The organism is Frigoribacterium sp. VKM Ac-1396 (assembly GCF_015350895.1).
Taxonomy (GTDB): Bacteria; Actinomycetota; Actinomycetes; order Actinomycetales; family Microbacteriaceae; genus Frigoribacterium.
Genome location: NZ_JADKSD010000001.1, coordinates 413,026 through 438,318, shown reverse-complemented (window position 1 = coordinate 438,318; position 25,293 = coordinate 413,026). Strand labels below are relative to the sequence as shown.

Below are 25,293 nucleotides of genomic sequence, written 5' to 3'. Positions count from 1 at the left end.
GGGACGCTCAGCCGAACAGGCGGTGCGACGCGATGCGCGCGCCCTCGCCGAGCGAGGCCAGCTTGGCCACGGCGATCTGCGGGTGGATGCGACCGCCCAGGCCGCAGTCGGTCGAGGCGACGACGTTCTCGGGGCCGACCACCGAGGCGAACCGTTCGATGCGGTCGGCCACGAGCTCGGGGTGCTCGACCACGTTCGTGGCGTGGCTGACGACGCCCGGGACGATCGTCTTGCCGGCCGGCAGCTCGACGTCGCGCCAGAGCTTCCACTCGTGGTCGTGACGGACGTTCGCCGCCTCGAACGAGTACGAGCCGGCATCGATCTCGAGCATGAGGTCGACGATGTGCCGGAACTCGACGTCGGTCGTGTGCGGTCCGTGCCACGAGCCCCAACAGAGGTGGAAGCGCACCTGCTCGGGCGGCAGGCCGCGCAGGGCGTGGTTCAGCGCCTCGACCCGGATGCGGGTGAAGGCGCGGTAGTCCTCGACGCTCGGCTCGGGGTTGATCTGGTCCCAGTTCTCGGCGATCGACGGGTCGTCGATCTGCACGGTGAGGCCGGCCTCGACGATCGCCGTGTACTCCTCGCGCAACACCTCGGCCCAGGCCCAGATGTGCTCCTCGTCGGTGGCGTAGAAGTCGTTCGCGATGCGGGCGCCGCTGCCCGGTGACAACGAGGTGATGAACCCCGGCGCGTCGCCGCTCGCCGCGAGCCCGGCCGTCAGGTTGGCGATGTCGGAGGCGATGGCGTCGTGCCCGACGTACGTCAGCGGGCCCGTCGTGCTCGGGAACGGCGTGGCACCCGAGCCCGTGCCGATGCCCGAGGTCGGGTCGGTGTAGGCGTCGTGGAACGTCTGCCAGTCGCGGCGGTCCGGGAACGACGTCAGCCGGACGTCGCCGGGGGAGGACCGCACCGCCGGCTGGCTGAAGATGTCCGACCCGGTCAGCGAGAGCCCGCTCACGCGCTGGAACGAGTACGACCACCAGGCGCCGTAGTCGACCACGCTCGTCATGGCCTTGCCGTACTCGCCGTCGCCGACGATCGTGATGCCGAGGTCGCGCTGGCGGCGGACGAGGTCGACGACGGCGTCGGTCAGCAGGGCGTCGAACTCGGGCGTGCGCTCGAGGGTGAAGCCGTCGTCGCCGAGGGCGCGGGCGTCGTTGGCGGCGATCAGCTCGGGGGTGCGCGGCAGGCTTCCGGCATGGGTGGTCTCGATGCGGCCGGGGGTGGTCGTCATGGGGTGCTCCGTTCGTCGCCACCACTCTGGCCCCCGACCCCCGCCGTGGGCGACGTGCACGACACGGGGCGTCACAGCCGTGCGGTCGGGAACACCGGGCGGTCGGCGACCGTTGCGTCCTGTGTCGGCCGACGCCAGGACCCTCGCGGTGCCTCGCTACGATCGACGGGAAGGGACACCGTGACCACCACCTCCTCCGCACCATCCACCGCCCGTCCGGGGCTGTCCGACGACGACGCCCGCCGCCTGCGCGCCGACTTCCCGCTGCTGGGGCAAGACGTCTCCGGCGAGCCGCTCGCCTACCTCGACTCGGGGGCCACGGCACAGCGCCCGACCGCGGTGCTCGACGCCGAGCGACGCTTCCTCGAGACCGTCAACTCGGCCGTGCACCGCGGGGCCCACACCCTCGCGGCCCTGTCGACCGAGGCCTACGAAGAGGCGCGAGAGACCGTCGCACGCTTCGTCGGTGCCGACGTCGACGAGGTCGTCTGGACCTCCAACGCGACCGACGCCCTCAACCTCGTCGCGTACGGCCTCGCGAACGCCACGCACGGACGGGGAGGCGACGCCGCCCGGCGCTTCGCGCTCGCGCCCGGCGACGAGATCGTGGTGACCGAGGCCGAGCACCACGCCAACCTCGTCCCGTGGCAAGAACTCGCCGCGACGACGGGGGCCACGCTGCGGTTCGTGCCCGTCGGCGACGACGGCACGTGGACGAGCGCCGACGCGGCGTCCGTGATCGGGCCCCGCACGCGCCTCCTCGCCTTCGCCCACGTCTCGAACGTGACCGGCTTCGTCGCGCCCGTCGCCGAACTGGTCGACCTCGCGCACGCCGTCGACGCCCTCGTGGTGCTCGACGCCTGCCAGTCGGCCCCGCACCGACCCCTCGACCTGCACGCCCTCGACGTCGACTTCGCCGCGTTCTCCGGCCACAAGATGCTGGGGCCCACGGGCATCGGCGTGCTGTACGGCAAGGCCGAGCTGCTGAACGCCCTGCCCCCCTTCCGCACCGGGGGCTCGATGATCACGACCGTCACGATGGAGGGGGCGGAGTACCTGCCCGCCCCGCAGCGCTTCGAGGCCGGCACGCAACCCGTGTCGCAGGCCGTCGCCCTCGCCGAGGCCGTCCGCTACCTCGAGGCGGTCGGCATGGACCGCGTCCGCGAGCACGAGGAGGCCCTGGCCGAACAGCTCGTCCGCGGGCTCTCGGCCCTCGACGGCGTCACGGTCGTCGGCCCGCCCGCCGGGGTGCCGCGCTCCGGGCTCGCCAGCTTCGTCGTCGAGGGTGTGCACGCCCACGACGTCGGGCAGTTCCTCGACGCGCGCGGCATCGCCGTGCGGGTCGGACACCATTGCGCCCAGCCCCTGCACCGACGCCTGGGGGTGACGGCCACGACACGGGCCAGCACGTACCTCTACTCGTCGGGCGACGAGGTCGAGCGCCTCGTCGCCGGGGTCGCCGAGGTGCGTGCCTACTTCGGCGTTGCGGGCGCCGCCGACGACGAGAAAGCCGAGGAGGCGCGGTGAGCGCCGCCCTCGACGGCCTGTACCAGCAGGTCATCCTCGACCACGCCAAGGCGCGGCACGGCGACGGCGAGCTGCCCGGGGCCGACGCCCAGCACTTCGAGCGCAACCCGACCTGCGGTGACGAGATCACCGTCCGCGTCGCCCTCGAACCCGGCACCGACCGCATCGCGGACCTGCGCTGGCAGGGTGCGGGCTGCAGCATCTCGATGGCCTCGGCGTCGGTGCTCTCGCAGCTGGCCCCCGGTCGCACGTTGGCCGAGCTCGACGCCCTCGTCGGGGAGTTCCGCGAGATGATGCGGTCGCGCGGAGCCGGCGAGCCCGACGACGAGGTGCTCGGCGACGCCGTGGTGTTCCACGGGGTCTCGAAGTTCGTCATGCGCGTCAAGTGCGGCATGCTCGCCTGGGTCGCGGCCGAGGCGTGTTCGACCGAGCTGCGCGCGGCCTGAACGGTCCGGGGCCCCGTCGCCGCGCCTCCGGCCGCCGACGGGGCGGGCGTCGGTCGGCGGCTAAAGTGGTCTCCGCCCCTCGACGATAGGAACCACCGCCGTGTCCGACCAGACCGACCTCGACCCGACCGCCTCCTCAGCCCCGTCCGGCCCCGCGGCCGTCGAGGCCACCGAGACGACCACCGGCTTCGACCTGTTCACCGACAAGGCGGTCGTCGCCGTGCGCGTGGCCGGTGAACTGCGTGACCTCGCGACCGAGCTGCAGGCGGGCGACGTGGCCGAGCCGGTCACGATCGACTCGCCCGACGGGCTCGCGATCCTGCGACACTCGGCGGCGCACGTCATGGCGCAGGCCGTGCAGCAGATCAACCCCGAGGCCAAGCTCGGCATCGGGCCGCCCGTCACCGACGGCTTCTACTACGACTTCGACGTCGCCGAGCCCTTCACCCCCGACGACCTCAAGGCGATCGAGAAGGGCATGGAGCGCATCATCCGTCAGGGCCAGCGCTTCCGTCGACGCGTCGTGAGCGACGACGAGGCGCGCGAACTGCTGGCCCACGAGCCGTTCAAGCTCGAACTGATCGGGCTCAAGGGCGGCTCGGCGGACGAGCTCGGTGCCGACGGCGAGTCCGTCGAGGTGGGCGGGGCCGAGCTCACCGTCTACGACAACGTCGACCCGAAGACCGGCGACGTCGTCTGGTTCGACCTCTGCCGCGGTCCGCACGTTCCCAGCACGCGCCTCCTCGGCAACGCCACCAAGCTCATGCGCGTGGCGGCCGCCTACTGGCGGGGGTCCGAGAAGAACCCGCAGCTGCAGCGCATCTACGGCACCGCCTGGCCGACGAAGGACGACCTGCGGGCCTACCAGGCCCGACTCGAGGAGGCCGCCAAGCGCGACCACCGCAAGCTCGGCGCCGAGCTCGACCTGTTCTCGTTCCCCGACGAGATCGGCTCGGGTCTGGCGATCTTCCACCCCAAGGGCGGCATCATCCGCCGCCAGATGGAGGACTACTCGCGCGAGCGCCACGAGAAGGCGGGCTACGAGTTCGTCTACACGCCGCACATCACCAAGGCGGCCCTGTTCGAGACCTCAGGTCACCTGGGCTGGTACAAGGACGGCATGTTCCCGGCGATGCACCTCGACGAGGCCCGCAACGACGAGGGTGAGATCACGCGACAGGGCGCCGACTACTACCTGAAGCCCATGAACTGCCCGATGCACATCCTGGCGTACCGGTCGTCGGCCAAGTCGTACCGCGACCTGCCCCAGCGCCTGTTCGAGTTCGGCACCGTCTACCGCAACGAGAAGTCCGGGGTCATCCACGGCCTCACCCGCGTGCGCGGCATGACCCAGGACGACGCGCACATCTTCACGACGCGCGACGACATGGCGTCCGAACTCAAGGGCACGCTCGACTTCGTGCTCAGCCTGCTACGCGACTACGGCCTCGACGACTTCTACCTCGAGCTCTCCACCAAAGACCCCGAGAAGTACGTCGGCGACGACGCCACCTGGGACGAGGCGACGGCCACGCTCCGCCAGGTCGCCGAAGAGACCGGTCTCGAACTCGTGCCCGACCCGGCCGGTGCCGCGTTCTACGGCCCCAAGATCTCGGTCCAGGCACGTGACGCCATCGGGCGCACGTGGCAGATGTCGACGGTCCAGCTCGACTTCAACCTGCCGGAGCGCTTCGACCTCGAGTACACGGCGGCCGACGGTTCGCGCCAGCGGCCGGTCATGATCCACCGCGCGTTGTTCGGCTCGATCGAGCGCTTCTTCGGGGTGCTCACCGAGCACTACGCCGGGGCGTTCCCGGTCTGGCTCGCCCCCGTCCAGGTCGTGGCGATCCCCGTGGCCGACGAGTACGGCGACTACCTCGACGAGGTCGTGGCGCGACTGCGCGAGGTCGGCGTCCGTGCCCAGGTCGACCACAGCGACGACCGCATGCCCAAGAAGATCCGGACGCACACCAAGGCCAAGGTGCCGTTCCAGCTCATCGCCGGAGAAGACGACCGCGCGGCCGGGGCCGTCAGCTTCCGGTACCGCGACGGCTCGCAGGAGAACGGCGTGCCGATCGACGAGGCCGTGGCCAAGATCGTCGCGGCCATCGAGACCAAGGCCCAGGTCTGATCGTGCGCGTCGAGGGTGCCGAGGCCGAGTCGTCCGCCGACTTCGCCGCGGTCCCCGACGCGTTCCAGCGACTCTGGACGCCGCACCGCGCGGTCTACGTCGAGGCGGGGCAGGGGGCCCACGACGAGTCGTGCCCCTTCTGCAGCGCTCCCTCGAAGTCGGACGACGAGGCCCTGATCGTGGCCCGGGGCGAGCACGCCTACGTGCTGCTCAACCTGTACCCGTACAACCCCGGCCACCTGCTGGTCTGCCCCTACCGGCACGTCTCGACCTACGACCTCGCCAGCCCGGGCGAGGTCGCCGAGATCGCGACCCTGACCCAGACGGCCATGCGCGTGCTGACCCGGGTGTCGCACGCGCAGGGCTTCAACATCGGGATGAACCAGGGCCAGGTCGGCGGGGCGGGCATCGCCGAGCACCTCCACCAGCACGTGGTGCCGCGCTACGCGGGGGACTCGAACTTCTTCCCGATCGTCGCCGGCACGAAGGCCGTCACGCAGTTGCTCGGCGACGTCCGGGTGGCCGTGGCCGAGGCGTGGCCGACCGACGGCGCCGGTGTGGCCCCCCCGGCGTCGCCGACACCCTGATCGGGCCTAAGATGGGGGCCATCATGAGCGACACGACCTCCGCCTCCACCCAGTCCTCCACCACCGGCTCGAGCCGCGTCAAGCGCGGTCTCGCCGAGATGCTCAAGGGCGGCGTCATCATGGACGTCGTCAACGTCGAGCAAGCGAAGATCGCCGAAGACGCCGGGGCCGTGGCCGTCATGGCGCTCGAGCGGGTCCCCGCCGACATCCGCTCGCAGGGCGGCGTCGCCCGCATGAGCGACCCCGACATGATCGACGAGATCGTCGCCGCGGTGTCGATCCCCGTCATGGCGAAGGCCCGCATCGGGCACTTCGTCGAAGCCCAGATCCTGCAGACCCTCGGCGTCGACTACATCGACGAGTCCGAGGTGCTGAGCCCGGCCGACTACGTCAACCACATCGACAAGTGGAACTTCACCGTCCCGTTCGTCTGCGGCGCCACCAACCTCGGCGAGGCCCTGCGCCGCATCACCGAGGGGGCCGCCATGATTCGCTCCAAGGGTGAGGCCGGCACCGGTGACGTCTCCGAGGCGACCAAGCACATCCGCACCATCTCGAAAGAGATCGCCCAGCTCCGGGGCCTCAAGGCCGACGAACTCTACGTCGCCGCCAAAGAGCTGCAGGCGCCCTTCGAACTCGTCCGCGAGATCGCCGAGACCGGCAAGCTGCCCGTCGTGCTCTTCACGGCCGGTGGCGTCGCGACGCCCGCCGACGCGGCCCTCATGATGCAGCTCGGCGCCGACGGCGTCTTCGTCGGCTCGGGCATCTTCAAGTCCGGCAACCCGGCCGAGCGCGCCAAGGCGATCGTCAAGGCGACCACGTTCTTCGACGACCCCCAGGTGGTCGCCGACGCCTCGCGCGGCCTCGGCGAGGCCATGGTCGGCATCAACGTGCCCGACCTGCCCGCACCGCACCGCCTCGCCGAGCGTGGCTGGTGACCGGCGGCTCCGTGACCCGATGACCGCCGAGCGGGGCCCCCGGGTCGGCGTCCTCGCCCTCCAGGGCGACTTCCGAGAGCACCTGGCCGTCCTCACGTCGCTCGGTGCCGAGGCGGTGCCCGTGCGTCGCGCCTCCGAACTCGACGAGATCGACGGGCTCGTGATTCCGGGCGGCGAGTCCAGCGTCATGGACAAGCTGTCCCGCACGTTCGACCTCGACGGGCCCCTCCGCCGTGCCATCGCCTCGGGGCTGCCGGTCTACGGCACCTGCGCCGGCCTGATCATGCTGGCCGACCGCATCGTCGACGGCATCCCGGGTCAGAAGACGCTCGGGGGGCTCGACGTGTCGGTCCGGCGAAACGCCTTCGGCTCGCAGACCGAGTCGTTCGAGACCGACGTCGACGTGCCCGTGCTCGAGGGCCCCCCGGTCCACGCCGTGTTCATCCGGGCTCCCGTGGTCGAGCAGGTCGGCCCGGCAGCCACGGCCATCGGCGTCCTCGACGACGGCCGGGTGGTCGCGGTCGAGCAGGGGCCGCTGATGGGCACCTCGTTCCACCCCGAGGTCACCGACGAGCTGCGTTTCCACGCGCGCTTCCTCGACAAGGCCCGCGCGCGGGCGTCACGGTAGACTCGTCGAGATCCACGTCAGCATCTGAAGGAGCACCGTGTCCGGGCATTCCAAGTGGGCAACGACCAAGCACAAGAAGGCCGTCATCGACAGCCGTCGCGCCAAGTCGTTCGCCAAGCTCATCAAGAACATCGAGGTCGCGGCCAAGCAGGGCGGTGCCGACATGTCCGGCAACCCCACGCTGGTCGACGCAGTCCAGAAGGCCAAGAAGACCTCGGTCCCCAACGACAACATCGACCGTGCCGTCAAGCGGGGCGCCGGCCTCAGCGGCGAGAGCGTCGACTACCAGACGATCATGTACGAGGGCTACGGCCCCAACGGCGTCGCCCTGCTGATCGAGTGCCTCACCGACAACAAGAACCGCGCGGCGGCGAACGTCCGCACGGTCATGTCGCGCAACGGCGGCACCATGGCCGATCCCGGCAGCGTCGCCTACAACTTCAGCCGCAAGGGCGTCATCGCCGTCATGAAGACCGGCGACCTCACCGAGGACGACGTGCTCACGGCCGTCCTCGACGCCGGCGCCGAAGAGGTCACCGACCGGGGTGAGGGCTTCGAGATCGTCACCGAGGCGTCCGACCTCGTCCCGGCCCGCTCGGCCCTGCAGGAAGCCGGCATCGACTACGACTCGGCCGACATCGAGTTCGTGCCCGGCCTCAAGATCGAGGTCGACCTCGAGACGGCGCGCAAGGTGTTCCGGCTCATCGACGCGCTCGACGACGACGACGACGTGCAGAACGTCTACGCGAACCACGACGTCCCCGCCGACGTGCAGGCCGCACTCGACGACGAAGAATAGGTCGCCGCGGTGACGCTCCGGGTGCTCGGCATCGACCCCGGGCTCACCCGGTGCGGCGTCGGCGTCGTCGAGGTCGACGCTCACCGGCGGGCGACCCTCGTCGACGTCCAGGTGATCCGTACCGCCCCCGACCTCGCGCTCGAACTCCGTCTGCTCGCCCTCGGTCGAGGCATCGACGCCCTGATCGACCAACACCGTCCCGACGCCATGGCGATCGAGCGGGTCTTCGCGCAGCAGAACGTCCGCAGTGTGATGGGCGTGGCTCAGGTCAGCGGCCTCGCCCTGCGAGCGGCTGCCGAACGCGAGATCCCCGTCACCCTGCACACGCCGTCCGAGGTCAAGGCGGCGGTCACCGGGTACGGGTCGGCCGACAAGAAGCAGGTCGGGGCGATGGTGGCCCGGCTGCTCGGGCTCGCCGACGCGCCGAGACCGGCGGACGCCGCCGATGCCCTGGCCCTGGCCATCTGCCATGCCTGGCGGGGCGCACCCGCCGCCGCCCGCGCCTCCTCGGGGTCGCTCACCCCGGCCCAGCGAGCGTGGCGCGACGCCGAGAAGTCGGTGCGCACTCCTAGGCTGGGGGCATGATCTCGAGTGTCCGCGGTACCGTCCTGTCCGCGTCCGGCACCTGGGTCGTCGTCGAGGTCGGTGGCGTGGGGATGCGCGTCTCGGTCACCCCACAGCTCGCCCTGACGGTGCGCGTCGGCGAGCAGGCGCTGCTGCACACCGCGTTGATCGTGCGCGAAGACGACCTCTCGCTGTTCGGGTTCGCCGAGCGAGAAGAACTCGAGGTGTTCGACCTGCTGCGCAGCGTGACCGGGGTGGGGCCGAAGTCGGCGCAGGGCGTGTTGTCCACCCTCACCCCCCACCAGGTCGCCACGGCCGTGGCCGACGACGACGACGCCGCCTTCCGCCGGGTGTCGGGCATCGGGCCCAAGACCGCCAAGCTCATCGTCCTGTCCCTCACCGGCAAGCTCGACGTCGCGCCCACCGCCCCGACCGTGACCGCCGCCTCGACCACCGCGGCCGACGTGCTCGTCGCCCTGGTGGGCCTCGGCTGGTCCGACCGCGAGGCCCAGGCCGCGATCGACGCCGTGGTGGCCGACCGGGGCGACGCCGTCGCCGTGGCCGTCCCGCAACTGCTCCGAGCCGCCCTCGGTCACCTGGGCCCGCAGAAGTCGGCCGGTGCCCGCGCGTGAGCGACGACGACCTGACGCGTCCGACCCTCGAGTCCGAGGCCGAGCTGGCCTTCGAGGGGGCCCTGCGCCCCACCTCGCTCGGTGAGTTCGTCGGGCAGACCAAGGTGCGGGGCCAGCTCGAACTCCTGCTCAAGGCGGCGACGATGCAGGGGCGGACGCCCGACCACATCCTCCTCGCGGGTCCGCCCGGGCTCGGCAAGACGACCCTGGCCATGATCGTGGCCCACGAGGGTGCCCGGCCCCTCCGCATGTCGTCGGGCCCCGCGATCCAGCACGCCGGAGACCTGGCCGCCGTCCTCTCGGCGCTCGTGCCGGGCGAGGTGCTCTTCATCGACGAGATCCACCGCATGGCTCGACCGGCCGAAGAGATGCTCTACCTCGCGATGGAGGACTACCGCATCGACATCATGGTGGGCAAGGGTGCCGGCGCCACGAGCATCCCCCTCGAGCTCTCGCCGTTCACCCTCGTCGGGGCGACGACGCGGAGCGGGCTCCTGCCGAACCCCCTCCGTGACCGGTTCGGCTTCACGGCCCACCTCGAGTTCTACGACGAGGCGGAGTTGACCGAGGTGCTCCGCCGCGCGGCGTCGTTGCTCGGCATCGCCGTCGACGGGTCGGCCCTCGCCGAGATCGCCGGTCGGTGCCGGGGCACGCCCCGCATCGCGAACCGCCTGCTCCGTCGTGTGCGCGACTACGCACTGGTCCACGGGCGCGAGGCCGACCTAGCCACGGTCCGCGAGGCCCTCGACCTCTACGACGTCGACTCGCTGGGGCTCGACCGCCTCGACCGCGAGGTCGTCCAGACCGTCCTGACCCGCTTCGGTGGCGGGCCCGTCGGCCTCAACACCCTCGCGGTCTCGGTCGGCGAAGAGGCCGACACCATCGAGTCGGTCGTCGAACCCTTCCTCGTCCGCGTGGGCCTGCTGACCCGCACGCCTCGGGGTCGGATCGCGACGCCCGAGGCATGGCGCCACTTCGGACTGACCCACGCCTCAGGGGCGCTGTTCGGCGATGACCTATAATTCCTGCAGGCCCGAGGCCGTCGCTCGCTGAAGCGAGTCCCGCTCGGCCCACACCCCCAACAGCGAAAGGGAGTTCCGCATGGATCCCGCAACCCTGATCATGGTCCTCCTCCTGGTGGTCCTCGTCGTCTTCATGTTCCGCAACAAGAAGAAGCGCGACCGCCAGCAGGCCGAACTGCAGAACAAGCTCGTCCCCGGCGTCGAGGTCATGCTTTCGTTCGGCGTGTACGGCACCGTCGTCTCGATCGACGACGAGAACAACGTCGCCGAGGTCGAGGTCTCGCCCGGCACCGTCCTCAAGGTCCACCGCCAGACCCTGGGCCGCGTCGTCGACCCGGTCATCGACGAGCCCGTCGCCGACGACGCCGAGTCGTCGATCGACGGCACGCCCGGTCACGACCGCGTCATCGGCGACGCCCCCGAGTTCGGTGAGCGGTCCACCACGTCCCCGGTCGACTCGACCGTCGCGAAAGACTCCGACAACAAGGCCTGACCCGACGACCGCCCCGACCGCCTGGCGCGGTCGGGCCCGATCCGCGGCGCGCGCTCCCGGTGAGCGCGCGCTCCCATGAGAAAGCAGAGTTCCTCCGTGGCACGCTCGACGCCGGTGAAGAAAGCAATACGATCCCTGACCTGGTTGTTGGTCATCATCGCCGGCCTCACGGCACTGAACGGCACCGCCACGCTGCTGAACGACTCCGGTCGCGACGGCTGGTGGAACGGTGCCAGCTGGGTGCCCGAGTTGGCCCTCGACCTGCAGGGCGGAACGCAGATCACCCTCGCCGCACAGCTGCAGAGCGGTGAGTCGGTCTCGTCGCAGCAACTCGACCAGGCCGTCACGATCATCCGCCAGCGCATCGACTCCGCCGGCGTCTCCGAGTCCGAGATCACGAAGCAGGGCACGCAGAACATCGTCGTGTCGATCCCGGGTCGTCCCGACAACGAGACCCTCGAGCGCATCGAGGCGTCGGCCAAGCTGACCTTCCGCCCCGTGCTCTACACCGAGGCCGTGTCGAGCGCAGCGGTGGGCGGCGAGGGCGACGGCGCGACGGCCAGCCCGTCGGCGACCCCCTACACGCCCAACCCCGACCTCGAGAGCACGCCCACGGCGTCGCCGACCAACGGGTCCGACCTGGCGTGGATCACCCCGCAACTCGCCGACCTGTACCAGAACTACGACTGCGCGGCGGACAACGAGTTGGCCACGGCCCGTGACGACCAACCCCTCGTCACCTGCTCGACCGACGGCACGGCCAAGTACATCCTCGGTCCCGTCGAGGTGCAGGGCTCCGACATCAGCGACGCCACGAACGGCCTCGCCGCCGACTCGCAGGGCAACTCGACCAACACGTGGGCCGTCAACCTCGAGTTCAACGGGCAGGGCACCGACCAGTTCTCGGAGGTCACCTCGCGACTGGTGTCGCTGCAGGCTCCGCAGAACCAGTTCGCCGTCACCCTCGACAACCAGGTCATCACGGCCCCGTCGGCCAACGCGGCCATCACGGACGGCCGCGCGCAGATCACGGGCCAGTTCACCCAGGACTCCTCGAAGACGCTCGCCGACCAGCTCAAGTTCGGCGCCCTGCCGCTGAGCTTCTCGGTCCAGAGCAACGAGACCATCACGGCCACGCTCGGCCAGACCCAGTTGGTGAGCGGACTCATCGCCGGGTTGATCGGCCTCCTCCTGGTCGTCGCCTACTCGCTCGTGCAGTACCGCGCGCTGGCGTTCGTCACCGTGCTCTCGCTGGTCATCGCCGCCGTGCTCACCTACCTGGTCATCGCGATCCTGTCGTGGCGCGAGGGGTACCGTCTGTCGCTGGCCGGCGTCACCGGCCTCATCGTGGCGATCGGCATCACGGCCGACTCGTTCATCGTCTACTTCGAACGCATCCGTGACGAGCTCCGTGACGGCCGCATCCTCGAGAGCGCCGTCGAGTCCGGCTGGAAGCGCGCCATCCGCACGATCGTCGCGTCCGACACCGTGAACTTCCTGGCCGCCATCACGTTGTTCATCCTGGCGGTCGGCAACGTCAAGGGCTTCGCCCTGACCCTGGGCATCACGACGGTCATCGACCTCATCGTCGTGTCGCTCTTCACCCACCCCATGCTGCAGTTGATCGCCCGGACGCGCTTCTTCGGTGAGGGTCATTCGTTCAGCGGACTCAACCCCCGAGCACTCGGCGCCGTCTACCGGGGTCGTGCGCAGTTCCGCACGCCTGCCGTCGAGGGCCGCAAGGGGGCCGGCGGTCGCGAGGCCGTCAAGCGCCAGACCATCGCCGAGCGCAAAGCCGCCGAGAAGAACACCGAGAGCGTCGACGCGTCGACCGCCGGTGAAGGGAAGAAGGACTCCTGATGGCCAGTTTCTCGAAGTTCGGCAACGACCTCTACACGGGCGCCCGGTCGTACGACATCGTCGGTCACCGCCGTCGGTGGTACTGGATCGCCGCCCTCGTCATCCTCATCTCGGTCACGGTCCCGTTCCTGCGTGGGGGGTTCCACTTCGGCATCGAGTTCACGGGCGGCTCCGAGTTCCAGGTGGCCCAGCCCGCCGAGCTCGACCAGGACGTCGCCTCCCAGACGGTCGACGAGGTCGTGCCCGGGTCCAACCCCCGTGTCACCCAGGTGGGCACCGACACGATCCGCGTGCAGACCTCCCAGCTCGAGGCCACGCAGACGAACGACGTCGCCGCGGCCCTGGCCACGGCGTACGACGTCCCCGACGACCGTGTGACCTCGTCCTTCATCGGCGCCTCGTGGGGTGCGGACATCACGGGGCAGGCCATCAAGGGCCTCGTGATCTTCCTGATCCTCGCGGCGATCGGCATGACGCTGTACTTCCGCACCTGGAAGATGTCGCTCGCCGCCATGGCCGCTCTGCTCCACGACCTCGTGCTCACGGCGGGCATCTACGGCATCGTGGGCTTCGAGGTGACCCCCGCCGCGGTCATCGGGTTCTTGACGATCCTCGGCTACTCGCTCTACGACACCGTGGTGGTGTTCGACAAGATCCGCGAGAACACCGCGGACGACGGTGAGGGTTCGCGTCGCACCTTCGGCCAGTCGGTCAACCTGGCGGTCAACCAGACCCTGGTCCGGTCCATCAACACGTCGGTCGTGGCCCTGCTCCCGGTCGCCGCGATCCTCTTCATCGGAGCCTTCGTCCTGGGGGCCGGCACGCTCCGCGACATCTCGCTCGCCTTGTTCATCGGCATCCTGGTCGGCACGTACTCGACGATCTTCATCGCGTCGCCCCTCTACGCGACCCTCCGCATGCGCGAGCCCGAGATCGCCAAGCGCGACGCCCGCAAGCTCGAGGCCCAGAAGACCACGCCGCTCACCGTGGACGAGACGGTCGGCGCATGATCGGCGAGTCCTCGCGCCCCGAGGTCACCGCTCGCGAGGCCATCGACGCACTCGCGGCCGGCTCGTACGTGCTCGACGTCCGTGAACGGCACGAGTGGGACGACGCCCACGCCCCCGGTGCCACGCTGATCCCACTGTCCGAGCTGAACGAGCGCGTGGACGAGGTCCCGACCGACCGCACCGTCCTCGTGGTCTGCCACTCGGGCATGCGCTCCGCCCGCGCGACCGACGCCTTGCGGGGCATCGGCGTCGACGCCCGGAACGTCGCAGGGGGCATGCTGGGCTGGCGTGACGCGGGTGGCACCGTCGTCTCCGGTGACGACGACGAGGGTCGTCCGACGGACTGATCGGCGACGGGTACCCTTGACCCACGGGGCACGCCCGCGACCACGACGGTCGACGGTGGTGCCCTGACCCGAGAGGACGAGGTGCTGTCGTGACAGAGATCACCACACGGAACAACTCGGCTCCGCCCGAGACGCCGGGCGGCCAGAACACGGCCTCGCTCCGCACGTTGTTGCCCAGGCTGTTCTCACGCAGCCAGCCTGCGGGTGCGGTCGACCGTCTCGTCAAGACCGTGCGCATGCACCACCCCAAGGCCGATCTCGTCATCATCGAGCGCGCCTACTCGGTCGCCGAGAAAGCCCACACGGGCCAGCTGCGCAAGAGCGGCGAACCGTACATCACGCACCCCGTCGCCGTGGCGCAGATCCTCGCCGACCTCGGCATCGGTTCCAAGACCGTCGCCGCCGCCCTGCTGCACGACACGGTCGAAGACACCGACTACACGCTCGCGATGCTGCAGCGAGACTTCGGCGACGAGATCGCCATGCTCGTCGACGGGGTCACCAAGCTCGACAAGCTCAAGTACGGCGACAGCGCCCAGGCCGAGACCGTCCGCAAGATGGTCGTCGCCATGTCGAAAGACATCCGCGTGCTCGTCATCAAGCTCGCCGACCGTCTGCACAACGCCCGCACCTGGGGTTTCGTCGAATCGGCGTCGGCCACGCGCAAGGCGACCGAGACCCTCGGGATCTACGCCCCCCTGGCCCATCGACTCGGCATCCAGACCATCAAGTGGGAGCTCGAAGACCTCTCGTTCGCCGTCCTGCACCCGAAGCTCTACGTCGAGATCGACAACCTGGTCAAGCAGCGCACGCCGCAGCGCGAGCAGTTCGTGCAGAACGTCATCAACGCCGTCAAGTCCGACCTCAAGTCGACGAAGATCCGTGGCGACGTCATGGGGCGTCCGAAGCAGTACTACTCGATCTACCAGAAGATGATCGTGCGCGGTCGCGAATTCGACGAGATCTACGACCTCGTCGGCATCCGCATCCTGGTCAACTCGCTGAGGGACTGCTACGCCGTGCTGGGGTCGATCCACGCACGCTGGAACCCCATCCCCGGGCGGTTCAAGGACTACATCGCGACGCCGAAGTTCAACCTGTACCAGTCCCTGCACACCACGGTCATCGGCCCGAAGGGTCGCCCCGTCGAGATCCAGATCCGCACGCACGAGATGCACCAACGTGCGGAGTTCGGCGTCGCCGCGCACTGGAAGTACAAGCAGCGCATGAACGGCGGTCGCGACGACCAGGGCGGCGCCAAGACCGAGACCGACATGGCCTGGCTCGCCCACATCTCGGACTGGCAGGCCGAGACCGCCGACCCGAGCGAGTTCCTCGACAGCCTCCGCTTCGAGATCGGCGCCAAAGAGGTCTACGTGTTCACGCCCCAGGGCAAGGTCATCGGGTTGCCGTCCGGTGCGACGCCGGTCGACTTCGCCTACGCGGTCCACACCGAGGTCGGGCACCGGACCATGGGCGCCAAGGTGAACGGCCGACTCGTGCCGCTCGAGAGCGTCCTCTCGAGCGGTGACGTGGTCGAGGTGTTCACCTCGAAGAACCCCGACTCGGGGCCCAGTCAGGACTGGCTCGCCTTCGTCAAGAGCCCCCGCGCACGGAACAAGATCCGCCAGTGGTTCACGAAAGAGCGGCGCGACGAGGCGATGGAGCAGGGCAAGGACGCCATCGCCCGCGCCATGCGCAAGCAGAACCTGCCGCTGCAGAAGCTCATGACGCAAGACAGCATCGCCGAGGTCGCCGCCACGATGCGCTACGACGACGTCTCGAGCCTGTACGCCGCCGTCGGCGAGGGGCACATCTCGACGCAGTCCGTGATCGAGAAGATACTGGCGGCGGTCCACACGCAGACCGAGGTCGACGAAGGCGAGTTCGAGTTCCCCAGCCAGGGCCGTGCCCGTCCGCTCCGCAACAGCGACTCGGGCGTGCTCGTCCGAGGCGCTCCCGACATCCTGGTCAAGCTCGCGAAGTGCTGCACGCCCGTACCAGGGGACCAGATCGTCGGGTTCGTGACGCGAGGGCAGGGCGTGAGCGTCCACCAGGCCAACTGTCACAACGTCCAGGGCCTGCTGAAAGAGCCCGAACGGATGATCGAGGTCGAGTGGGCGCCGTCGTCCAAGAGCGTCTTCATGGTGCAGATCCAGATCGAGGCCCTCGACCGGAGCGGCCTCCTGTCAGACGTCACGCGCGTCCTCTCGGAGCATCACGTCAACATCTTGTCGGCGACGGTGTCGACCTCGACCGAGCGCCTCGCGCTCAGCCGCTTCGTCTTCGAGATGGGCGACACGACCCATCTCGACCGGGTCTTGAACGCCGTGCGACGCATCGACGCCGTCTACGACGTCTACCGGGTGAGCGCCGGCTGATCCGTCGGCACACTCATGGCGTGGACGGCGGTGCCGGCGTCCGAGCTGCCGGCCGTGGGCCGGGCAGCCAGAGCCGTCTCAGTCGGTCGAGGGTGCGGTGACGACGGGGCAGCCTGCCTCGACGATCGAGTACGGCGATCGCCTCGTCCATCGTCACGCCGTGCAGGTCGCACACGTCTCGGGCGATGGTCTCGTCTCGAGCCGCCCACGAGTCGCCCCGCGCCAGGTCGACCACCGTCCGAGCCGGGGTGGTGACGGACACGCCGCGGATGACGACCATCTCGTCGTCGTCGACGACGACCTGACGCACGACCGAGCCACGGCTCTGATGCTTGACCCGCGAGGGCGACACCACGAGTCCGGTGTGGGGGAGCGGCGCAGGGCCCCGCGCCCCCCACACCCAGGCCGCGGTCCGTTCGGCGACGACCACGCCCTGGCCGAGCGACAGCCCGGCGGCCACGGCCCGACCGGTGTGATCGTCGATCTCGGCGATGCTGCACCAGGCGTCGGCGACCGCGTAGAGCTGGCCGTCCAGGGCCGCCGCCCGGAGCTCGGGCCCCGGCAGGTCGGCCTCGGTGAGCAGCTCGGGCAGTCGTACGGACATGACTCCAGCGTGCCCGACGTGGGCCCTGACGACGAACCGTCCGACGCACCCTGTGGAGAGTCGGGCGGTCCGTCGTACCGGTGGGCGACTAGCCCAGCGCGTCCAGCCAGACCTTGCGGGCGTCGAGGGCCTCGCGAGCCTCGCGGACCCGGCGGGCGTCACCGCTCGCCTCGGCCGTGGCCAGTTCGTCCTCGAGCTTGCCGATGGCGTCGTGCAGTTGGCTGGCCAGACCCTGCGACCGGGCCTGACGCTCGGGGTTGTTCTTCTCCCAGAACTGCTCGTCGAGTTGACGGACGTGCGACTCGACCTTGCGGAGGCGGTCCTCGACGACACGGACCTGCTCACGGGGCACGCGGCCGATCTCGTCCCATCGCAACTGCACCGAGGTGAGGGCCTCGCGGGCCGGGACGCGGTCGGTCACGGTGAGGATGCGCTCGGCCTCGGTCAGCAGTTCGAGCTTCTGGGCGAGGTTGGCGTCGTACTCGGCGGCGTCCTGGGCCACGACCTCGGACTTCGCCGCGTAGAGCACGTCGCCGGCGCGCTTGAACTTCGCCCAGAGGGTGTCGTCGTACTTCTTGCCGGCCCGGCCGGCGCGCTTCCAGTCGTCGAGCAGTCCGCGGTACGCAGGAATGCCGTCGACCCCCTTCGGGGCGAGGGCCTCCGCCGACTCGACGAGGGCCTGCTTGCGTTGGCGGGCGTCGCGGTGCGTGGCGTCCAACTCGGCGTAGAACGCCTTGCGGTGCTGGTCGATGGTCGTGCGCGCGGCACGGAAGCGCTTCCAGAGGTCGTTGCCCTCGCCCTTGGGGATGCGCGGCCCGTCCTGCTGGTGCTTCTGCCATCGGGCGAAGATGTCGTCGATGCTGGCCGTGACCTGCTTCCACTGCACGCGGGCGGGGTCTTGGGCGGCGAGGGTCTCGGCCTCGACGACGAGCGCCGTCCGGTACGCGACCGCCTCGGTCAGGGCCTGTTGAGCCTCGGCGCTCTGCTGCTGCGTCAGTTCGTCGACCGTGGAGTCGAGGGCGGAGACTCGGGTGCGGAGGGCCTCGAGGTCACCGACCGCACTGGGCTCGACCAGCTGCTGGCGCAGGTGCGTGACGGTCTTGACGACGTCACCCGCCGAGGCACCGCGCTTGATGCGCTGTTCGAGCAGCGTCACCTGCCCGGCGAGTTCGGTGAACTTGCGCTCGTAGTAGGCGAGCGCCTCGGCAGGCGTCGCGTCGGGGTACTGCCCCACGGCGCGCTCACCGTCGGCCTCGCGGACGTAGACCGTGCCGTCGTCGTCGACGCGGCCCCAGGGTGCCTGATCGTCAGTAGCCACTTTTATCCCTTGCTGAAAGTGCTCGTCGCGGAACCAGGACGGGCCACCGCGATGGGTGCCCAGCCTATTGCACGGCGGGCCGGGACGGCCTACTCGATGGTGGCGCCCGTGATCGTGGTCGCCACGACGGGGGAGCCGTCGGTCTCGCTCGTGCCGGGAGTCAGGCCCGCGTCGGTGATGTCCGCCTCGAGTTGGTCGAGTCCGCTCGTGACCCGGCCGACGACCGTGTACCCGCCGGTGGAGCCGTCGAGGGTCGTGTCGCCGTACGTGACGAAGAACTGCGTCGACTGCGAGTACGGGTCGCTGCTGCGGGCCATGGCGATGGTACCGGCCGGGTAGACGCCGTCGGTGGGCACGTTCTCGAGCGGACCGAAGGTGAACCCGGCGTCGCCCGTGCCGTCACCGTTGGCCGAGCCGCACTGGAGGAACTCCGCCGTCGGGGCGTTGCTCATCCGGTGACAGGTCGTCCCGGTGTAGAAGCCCTTCTGGATCAGGTCGATGAGGACGCTCGCCGCCTGCGGCGCCGCGGCACCGTCGAGCTCGATGCCGAGGTCGACGCTGTCGTTGAGCGTCAGCTGACCGGTCCAGGTCCGTCCATCGGCGATGGTCTCGCTCGGCACGTCGCCCACGTTCTCGCCTGCGGCGGGGGTCGAGGAGGCGCTGGGCGCGTCCGACGGGACCGCCTCCGGGGCGCCCGGCCCGCTCGTCGACCAGAAGACCTGCGACACGGCCGCCAGGCCGACCACGACCACGACGGCGACCACGGCGAGGACGTTGTCGCGGCGCCGGCGGGCGACCTGCGTGGCGTGCACCTGCTGACGAGCGGTGTACCTGCGGAGCCGGTCTCGGTTCTCACGGTCCGGGTTCTTGCTCGGTGCCACGGGTCCTCCAGCTCGGTGATGTCCAGCCTGCACTGTATCGGAGGGCCGGTCTAGCATGGGTCACCATGAGCCCGCTCCCGCAGAGCTCGACCCCCCTCGCGGTCCGCATGCGTCCCACCACCCTCGACGAGGTCGCCGGCCAACGACACCTGCTGCGGCCGGGGTCGCCACTCGTCACGCTGGCCTCCGACACGGGTGCCGACCAAGGGGCGGTCTCGGTCATCCTCTGGGGCCCGCCGGGGACGGGCAAGACCACCCTCGCGCAGGCCATCGCCCGCAGCTCGGGCCGGCAGTTCATCGAGCTCTCCGCCGTGACCGCCGGCGTGAAGGACGTGCGCCAGGTGATGGAGAAGGCCCTGTCGAACCGGGACCTCTACGGCACGACGACCGTGCTCTTCCTCGACGAGATCCACCGGTTCACGAAGGCGCAGCAGGACGCCCTGCTGCCCGGGGTCGAGAACGGTTGGGTCATCCTGATCGCGGCGACGACCGAGAACCCGTCCTTCTCGGTCATCACGCCCCTCCTGTCCCGGTCGCTCCTGCTGACCCTCGAGCAGCTGAGCGACGACGACCTGGCCCAGCTGGTGCAACGGGCCGTCGTGGACCCGCGCGGCCTCGACGGGTCCGTCCGCCTCGACGACGAGGCCCTGGCGACCATCGTCCGGCTGGCCTCGGGCGACGCACGTCGGGCGTTGACGGCCCTCGAGGCGTCCGCACAGTCGGCCTGGGCCACGAAGCTCGAGGCCGACGCGGTCCCGACACCCTCGGCCGACGACGCGAGCGAGGCCGACTTCGACCCCGACGCCGAGTACGACGAGACCGACCCCGACGACGACCGACCCGCCATCACGTCCGAGATCGTCGCCCAATCGGTCGACAGGGCGCTGCTCCGCTACGACCGCAACGGCGACGAGCACTACGACGTCATCAGCGCCTTCATCAAGTCCATCCGGGGTTCGGACGTGGACGCCGCGCTGCACTACCTCGCCCGCATGATCGAGGCGGGAGAAGACCCCCGCTTCATCTGCCGACGGATCATCGTCTCCGCCGGCGAGGACATCGGCATGGCCGATCCCCAGGCCCTCACCGTGGCGGTGTCGGCCGCGACCGCCGTGCAGATGATCGGCATGCCCGAGGGGCGCATCCCGATGGCCGAGGCCGTCGTGTACCTGGCGACCGCCCCGAAGTCCAACCGGTCCTACTCCGCCCTCGACGCCGCGATCGCCGACGTCCGGGCGGGCAAGGCCGGACGGGTGCCCAAGCACCTCCGGGACGCGCACTATCCCGGGGCGAAGCGCCTCGGGCACGGCAAGGGGTACCGATACGCCCACGATTCCGAGTTCGGCGTGGTCGAACAGCAGTACCTGCCCGACGAGCTCGTCGGGCACGAGTACTACGACCCGACCGCGAACGGCAACGAGCGCGACGTCGCGGCGCGCCTCGAGAAGCTGCGTCGCATCACCCGCGGGCACTGACGACCCGCCCGTGCCCGCGCTCGCATCAGCCTCCTGGCTCCTGTATGCTCGGGGGGTTGCCTGTTCTCGGGCGTCGACGCGCGGCTGCTGACGACGACCCGATCAAGGTGAGACGACCTGTAGCCGGTCGCCACCGCGGCACTCACCCCTCTTGTTACGCCGCCCGGCGCTCACGCGCTGGGGCGGTCCACGACGATCCACCGACAAGAAAAAAAGGAACAAGTGTCCACCAAGTCACGTACCCGCAGCAAGACCCGTCTCTCGCGTGCCCTCGGCATCGCGCTGACCCCCAAGGCTGCTCGTTACCTCGAGAAGCGTCCCTACGCACCCGGCGAGCACGGCCGCACGAAGCGCAAGACCGACAGCGACTACGCCGTCCGTCTGCGTGAGAAGCAGCGCCTGCGCGCCCAGTACGGCATCCGCGAGGCCCAGCTCAAGATCGTCTTCAACGAGGCCCGCAAGGCCTCGGGCCTGACCGGTGAGAACCTGGTCGAGCTGCTCGAGACGCGTCTCGACGCCCTCGTCCTGCGTGCGGGCTTCGCCCGGACCACGGCTCAGGCTCGCCAGATGGTCGTCCACCGTCACATCCTCGTCGACGGCAAGCTCGTCGACCGCCCCTCGTTCCGCGTCAAGCCGGGTCAGATGATCCACGTGAAGGAGCGCAGCGAGAAGACCGAGCCCTTCCAGGTCGCCGCGGCCGGCGGTCACGTCGACCTGCTGCCCAAGGTGCCCGGCTACCTCGAGGTCGAGATCGACAAGCTGCAGGCGCGCCTCGTGCGTCGCCCCAAGCGCGTCGAGGTCCCGGTGACCTGCGAGGTCCAGCTCGTCGTCGAGTACTACGCGGCGCGCTAGAACCCACCATCCCGTCAGGAGCGGGCCACGGTCGTGGCCCGCTCCTTTCGCGTTCCCCGGGCCGGTAAGCTGACGTGTCGTCGCGCTCGCACGTCGCGGCACCAGCCCCGAAGAGGAGTCCCCGTGAAGAGCCTGTTCCTGCTCGCCGTCGGTGTCGTCGGCGGTTTCGCCGTCGCGCACCAGCTCAACAAGACGCCCCGCGGTCAGCAGTTCTTCGGTGACCTCGACGGCAACGTCAAGTCGTTCCGCGCCGCCGTGGTCGACGGCTACAAGGCCCGCGAGGCCGAGCTGCGCACCGACCGCGACGAGTCCTGAGCGCCGAGCCGCGCCTCCTCGTCCTGACACACGACCCACCACCCACGGGAGAAGAATGCAGACCGCCGAAATCCGCCGCCGTTGGCTCGACTACTTCGGCGACCGGGGCCACACCGTCGTCCCGTCCGCGTCGCTCGTGAGCGACGACCCGAGCCTCCTCTTCACGGTCGCCGGCATGGTCCCGTTCATCCCGTACCTCACCGGGCTCGTCCCGACGCCCTACCCGCGGGCGACGAGCGTCCAGAAGTGCATCCGGACGAACGACATCGAAGAGGTCGGCAAGACGCCCCGCCACGGCACGTTCTTCCAGATGAACGGCAACTTCTCGTTCGGCGACTACTTCAAGGAGGAGGCGATCGGCTACGCCTGGGAGCTCCTCACCTCGAGCGAGGCGGACGGCGGGCTGGCGTTCTCGCCGGACGACCTCTGGGTCACCGTCTACGAAGAGGACGACGAGGCCATCGCCCTCTGGAAGAAGGTGGCCGGCCTGCCCGACGAGCGCATCCAACGCCTCGGCAAGGACTCCAACTACTGGCACACCGGTCAGCCCGGACCGGCGGGGCCCTGCTCCGAGATCTTCTTCGACCGTGGCCCGGCCTACGGTGTCGACGGCGGTCCGGCGACGGACGACGACCGCTACGTCGAGATCTGGAACCTCGTGTTCATGCAGTACCAGATCGAGAACGTCCGGTCGAAGGTCGACTTCGACATCGTCCGCGAGCTGCCGAACAAGAACATCGACACGGGCATGGGCCTCGAGCGCGTCGCGTTCCTCAAGCAGGGCGTCGACAACATGTACGAGATCGACCAGGTGCGCCCGGTGCTCGACCGGGCCGCCGAACTGTCGGGGCGTCGCTACGGCGCCGTCCACGACGACGACGTCCGCATGCGGGTCATCGCCGACCACGTCCGCAGCTCGCTCATGCTGATGTCCGACGGCGTGCGCCCGTCGAACGAGGGTCGTGGCTACATCCTGCGCCGCCTGCTGCGCCGCACGGTGCGTTCGATGCGCCTGCTCGGCGTCGAGGGAGCGACCTTCCCCGAGCTCTTCCCGGCGTCCCGCGACGCCATGAAGGCCGCCTACCCCGAGGTCGAGGCCGACTACGAGCGCATCTCGCGACTGGCCTACGCCGAAGAAGAGACGTTCTTGCGCACCCTCGCCGCCGGCACGGACATCCTCGACATCGCCGTCGACGACACCAAGCAGCGTGCCTCGACGGGGACGACCCCCCGGTTGCCGGGCGACACGGCGTTCCTGCTGCACGACACGTTCGGGTTCCCGATCGACCTCACGCTCGAGATCGCCGAGGAGAACGGCCTCACGGTCGACCGTGACGCGTTCGACCGGCTGATGTCCGAGCAGCGCGCCCGTGCCAAGGCCGACGCCAAGTCGCGGAAGGTCGCCCTGGCCGACCTCAGCGTCTACAGCGCGTTCCGCGCCCAGGGCGAGACCGTCTTCACCGGCTACGACGAGCTCGACACCGAGACCCGGGTGCTCGGTCTGATCGTCGACGGCGTCGACGTCGACCGGGCCGTGGCGGGCGACATCGCCGAGGTCGTCCTCGCCGAGACGTCGCTCTACGCGGAGTCCGGCGGGCAAGAGGCCGACTCGGGTCGCATCGTCGGCACGGGCTTCGACCTCGAGGTCCTCGACGTCCAGAAGCCCGTCAAGGGCCTCATCAGCCACCGGGTGCAGGTGACCTCCGGCGAAGTGGGCGTGGGCGACGCGGCGACGAGCGTCGTCGACCCGACCTACCGACGGGGTGCGACGCAGGCGCACTCGGCGACGCACCTCATCCACGCTGCCCTGCGTGAGGTGCTCGGCCCCGAGGCGCACCAGGCCGGCTCGTACAACAAGGCGGGCTACATGCGGCTCGACTTCAACTGGAACCAGGCCCTCAGCCCCGAGACGCGCTCCGAGATCGAAGAGATCGCGAACGGTGCCATCCGCGACGACCTGCAGGTCGTCACGCGCGAGATGCCGCTCGACGAGGCGCGCGCCCTCGGCGCGATGGCCTTGTTCGGTGAGAAGTACGGCGAGACGGTGCGCATGGTCGACATCGGCGGACCGTGGTCGCGAGAGCTGTGCGCCGGCACCCACGTGTCGACGAGTGCCCAGGTCGGTCTGATCAACCTCGTCAGCGAGAGCTCGGTGGGCTCCACCAACCGACGGGTCGAGTCCCTCGTCGGGGCGGACGCGTTCCGCGATTTCGCCGCCGAGCGTGCCATCGTCTCGCAGCTGACCTCGTCGCTCAAGACCCCCCGCGACCAGGTCGCCGACCGCGTCGGCGACCTCGTCACGAGCCTGCGCGCGGCCGAGAAGAAGATCGCCGAGTTCGAGTCCGCCCGTCTGGCGACCCGGGTTCCGGCACTGGCCGAGGCGGCGAGCTCGGTGGGCGACCTCACGGTCGTCGCCGAGTCGGTCGGGTCCCTGGGGTCGACCGACGACCTGCGCTCGCTCGCCCTGTCCGTCCGCGAGCGGCTCGGTTCGTCCGGTTCGTCCGTGGTCGCCCTGGCCGCCGACGTGTCCGGCAAGCCCGCCGTCATCGTCGCGACGACCGAGGGTGCCCGCCGGGCCGGCGTGAAGGCCGGGCGTCTCGCCAAGGGGGCCGCCGCGGCCCTCGGCGGAGGCGGTGGCGGCAAGGACGACCTCGCCCAGGGCGGCGGGTCCGACGTCTCGGCGATCCCGGCGGCGCTGGCCGGCATCGTCGCCGAGCTGCGGGCCTGAGCTCCGACATGCGTCGCGGAGTCCGCATCGGCATCGACGTGGGCAAGGCCCGGGTCGGTGTCGCACGCACCGACCCCGACGGCTTGATCGCCACGCCGGTCGAGACGCTCGCGCGGACCACCGACGGCGTCGCCGACGTCGGAGCGGTCCGTGACCTCGTCGCCGAGCTGGACGCCCTCGAGGTGATCGTCGGGCTGCCCATCGCCCTCTCGGGTCGCGACACGGCGTCGACGCACGACGCCCGCGACTTCGCCGAGTCGATCGCCCGTGCCGTGCGCGTCCCCGTCCGACTGGTGGACGAGCGGCTGTCGACGGTCAGCGCGCAGGGTGCCCTCCGCGCCTCCGGCCGCAAGGGCAGGTCGCAGCGGTCCGTGATCGACCAAGTGGCCGCTGTTATCATCGTCCAGCACGCGCTCGACCTCGAGCGCTCGAGTGGACGACCGCCCGGGCGGACGGTCGACGTGACCCGAGAGACGGGCGGCGACGACGCCGCACCCGCCACCGACGAAAGACAGTGATTC

General features: G+C 70.1%; 24 protein-coding genes. 20 read left to right on the top strand and 4 right to left on the bottom strand.

Going from position 1 to position 25,293, the window contains the following annotated elements; translation table 11 throughout:
* Positions 1-7: 7 nt before the first annotated feature.
* Positions 8-1,234, bottom strand: coding sequence for a cobalamin-independent methionine synthase II family protein (locus ITJ55_RS02105; RefSeq protein WP_194593882.1), 1,227 nt, complete (start codon positions 1,232-1,234; stop codon positions 8-10).
* Between the two features lie 180 nt (positions 1,235-1,414).
* Here ITJ55_RS02105 and ITJ55_RS02100 point away from each other — a divergent pair, with 180 nt between their 5' ends.
* The 15 genes from ITJ55_RS02100 to ITJ55_RS02030 all read left to right on the top strand — a co-directional run bounded on the left by ITJ55_RS02100 (position 1,415) and on the right by ITJ55_RS02030 (position 16,599).
* Positions 1,415-2,761 carry an aminotransferase class V-fold PLP-dependent enzyme gene (locus ITJ55_RS02100; protein ID WP_370543968.1) on the top strand — a complete coding sequence of 449 codons (1,347 nt, stop codon included), beginning with the start codon at positions 1,415-1,417 and terminating at the stop codon, positions 2,759-2,761.
* On the top strand, positions 2,758-3,207 hold the full coding sequence (sufU, locus tag ITJ55_RS02095; protein ID WP_194593880.1) for a Fe-S cluster assembly sulfur transfer protein SufU: 450 nt from the start codon (positions 2,758-2,760) through the stop codon (positions 3,205-3,207). The genes ITJ55_RS02100 and sufU overlap by 4 nt, the downstream gene beginning before the upstream one ends.
* Positions 3,208-3,400: 193 nt before the next feature.
* A complete protein-coding gene (gene thrS / locus ITJ55_RS02090) occupies positions 3,401-5,338 on the top strand; it encodes a threonine--tRNA ligase (RefSeq protein WP_228497661.1) in 1,938 nt (645 codons plus the stop codon).
* Positions 5,338-5,925: an HIT domain-containing protein gene (locus ITJ55_RS02085; RefSeq protein ID WP_194594699.1), complete on the top strand. Its 588-nt coding sequence runs from the start codon at positions 5,338-5,340 to the stop codon at positions 5,923-5,925. Before thrS ends, ITJ55_RS02085 begins: the two co-directional genes overlap by 1 nt.
* 23 nt (positions 5,926-5,948) lie before the next feature.
* Positions 5,949-6,863, top strand: coding sequence for a pyridoxal 5'-phosphate synthase lyase subunit PdxS (gene pdxS, locus ITJ55_RS02080; RefSeq protein WP_194593878.1), 915 nt, complete (start codon positions 5,949-5,951; stop codon positions 6,861-6,863).
* Positions 6,864-6,882: 19 nt separating this feature from the next.
* Positions 6,883-7,491, top strand: a complete 609-nt coding sequence (pdxT, locus tag ITJ55_RS02075; protein ID WP_194593877.1) for a pyridoxal 5'-phosphate synthase glutaminase subunit PdxT — start codon at positions 6,883-6,885, stop codon at positions 7,489-7,491.
* A 37-nt stretch (positions 7,492-7,528) separates the two neighbouring features.
* Positions 7,529-8,290 (top strand): YebC/PmpR family DNA-binding transcriptional regulator, encoded by a 762-nt coding sequence (locus ITJ55_RS02070; protein WP_056256450.1) that lies wholly within the window; start codon positions 7,529-7,531, stop codon positions 8,288-8,290.
* 9 nt (positions 8,291-8,299) lie between these two features.
* Positions 8,300-8,875 carry a crossover junction endodeoxyribonuclease RuvC gene (gene ruvC, locus ITJ55_RS02065; RefSeq protein WP_194593876.1) on the top strand — a complete coding sequence of 192 codons (576 nt, stop codon included), beginning with the start codon at positions 8,300-8,302 and terminating at the stop codon, positions 8,873-8,875.
* Positions 8,872-9,486, top strand: a complete 615-nt coding sequence (ruvA, locus tag ITJ55_RS02060) for a Holliday junction branch migration protein RuvA (protein WP_194593875.1) — start codon at positions 8,872-8,874, stop codon at positions 9,484-9,486. The genes ruvC and ruvA overlap by 4 nt, the downstream gene beginning before the upstream one ends.
* Positions 9,483-10,508, top strand: a complete 1,026-nt coding sequence (ruvB, locus tag ITJ55_RS02055) for a Holliday junction branch migration DNA helicase RuvB (protein WP_194593874.1) — start codon at positions 9,483-9,485, stop codon at positions 10,506-10,508. The genes ruvA and ruvB overlap by 4 nt, the downstream gene beginning before the upstream one ends.
* A 79-nt stretch (positions 10,509-10,587) precedes the next feature.
* On the top strand, positions 10,588-11,001 hold the full coding sequence (gene yajC / locus ITJ55_RS02050; RefSeq protein ID WP_194593873.1) for a preprotein translocase subunit YajC: 414 nt from the start codon (positions 10,588-10,590) through the stop codon (positions 10,999-11,001).
* Positions 11,002-11,097: 96 nt separating this feature from the next.
* Positions 11,098-12,861: a protein translocase subunit SecD gene (gene secD / locus ITJ55_RS02045; protein WP_194593872.1), complete on the top strand. Its 1,764-nt coding sequence runs from the start codon at positions 11,098-11,100 to the stop codon at positions 12,859-12,861.
* Positions 12,861-13,871 (top strand): protein translocase subunit SecF, encoded by a 1,011-nt coding sequence (secF, locus tag ITJ55_RS02040; RefSeq protein ID WP_056256434.1) that lies wholly within the window; start codon positions 12,861-12,863, stop codon positions 13,869-13,871. The genes secD and secF overlap by 1 nt, the downstream gene beginning before the upstream one ends.
* Positions 13,868-14,218, top strand: coding sequence for a rhodanese-like domain-containing protein (locus ITJ55_RS02035; protein WP_194593871.1), 351 nt, complete (start codon positions 13,868-13,870; stop codon positions 14,216-14,218). The genes secF and ITJ55_RS02035 overlap by 4 nt, the downstream gene beginning before the upstream one ends.
* 89 nt (positions 14,219-14,307) lie before the next feature.
* Entirely contained in the window at positions 14,308-16,599 is a 2,292-nt protein-coding gene (locus ITJ55_RS02030) for a bifunctional (p)ppGpp synthetase/guanosine-3',5'-bis(diphosphate) 3'-pyrophosphohydrolase (RefSeq protein WP_370543966.1), read from the top strand.
* A 13-nt stretch (positions 16,600-16,612) separates the two neighbouring features.
* Here the strand turns inward: ITJ55_RS02030 and ITJ55_RS02025 are convergent, their stop codons facing one another.
* The 3 genes from ITJ55_RS02025 to ITJ55_RS02015 form a co-directional block, all read right to left on the bottom strand.
* A complete protein-coding gene (locus tag ITJ55_RS02025; protein ID WP_194593870.1) occupies positions 16,613-17,203 on the bottom strand; it encodes a hypothetical protein in 591 nt (196 codons plus the stop codon).
* Positions 17,204-17,291: 88 nt separating this feature from the next.
* Positions 17,292-18,521: a DUF349 domain-containing protein gene (locus ITJ55_RS02020; RefSeq protein ID WP_194593869.1), complete on the bottom strand. Its 1,230-nt coding sequence runs from the start codon at positions 18,519-18,521 to the stop codon at positions 17,292-17,294.
* 89 nt (positions 18,522-18,610) lie between these two features.
* Complete coding sequence (locus ITJ55_RS02015; RefSeq protein ID WP_370543965.1) at positions 18,611-19,402, bottom strand: peptidylprolyl isomerase; 792 nt, start codon at positions 19,400-19,402, stop codon at positions 18,611-18,613.
* 65 nt (positions 19,403-19,467) lie between these two features.
* On the opposite strand from ITJ55_RS02015, the gene ITJ55_RS02010 reads away from it, so the two are divergent.
* From ITJ55_RS02010 to ruvX, 5 genes are all read left to right on the top strand, one after another.
* Positions 19,468-20,877: a replication-associated recombination protein A gene (locus ITJ55_RS02010; RefSeq protein WP_194593867.1), complete on the top strand. Its 1,410-nt coding sequence runs from the start codon at positions 19,468-19,470 to the stop codon at positions 20,875-20,877.
* Between the two features lie 222 nt (positions 20,878-21,099).
* A complete protein-coding gene (rpsD, locus tag ITJ55_RS02005) occupies positions 21,100-21,729 on the top strand; it encodes a 30S ribosomal protein S4 (RefSeq protein ID WP_043592736.1) in 630 nt (209 codons plus the stop codon).
* A gap of 123 nt (positions 21,730-21,852) precedes the next feature.
* On the top strand, positions 21,853-22,044 hold the full coding sequence (locus ITJ55_RS02000; protein ID WP_194593866.1) for a hypothetical protein: 192 nt from the start codon (positions 21,853-21,855) through the stop codon (positions 22,042-22,044).
* 55 nt (positions 22,045-22,099) lie between these two features.
* Positions 22,100-24,772 (top strand): alanine--tRNA ligase, encoded by a 2,673-nt coding sequence (gene alaS, locus ITJ55_RS01995; protein WP_194593865.1) that lies wholly within the window; start codon positions 22,100-22,102, stop codon positions 24,770-24,772.
* An 8-nt stretch (positions 24,773-24,780) separates the two neighbouring features.
* Positions 24,781-25,290 carry a Holliday junction resolvase RuvX gene (gene ruvX, locus ITJ55_RS01990; protein ID WP_194593864.1) on the top strand — a complete coding sequence of 170 codons (510 nt, stop codon included), beginning with the start codon at positions 24,781-24,783 and terminating at the stop codon, positions 25,288-25,290.
* Positions 25,291-25,293 lie beyond the last annotated feature (3 nt).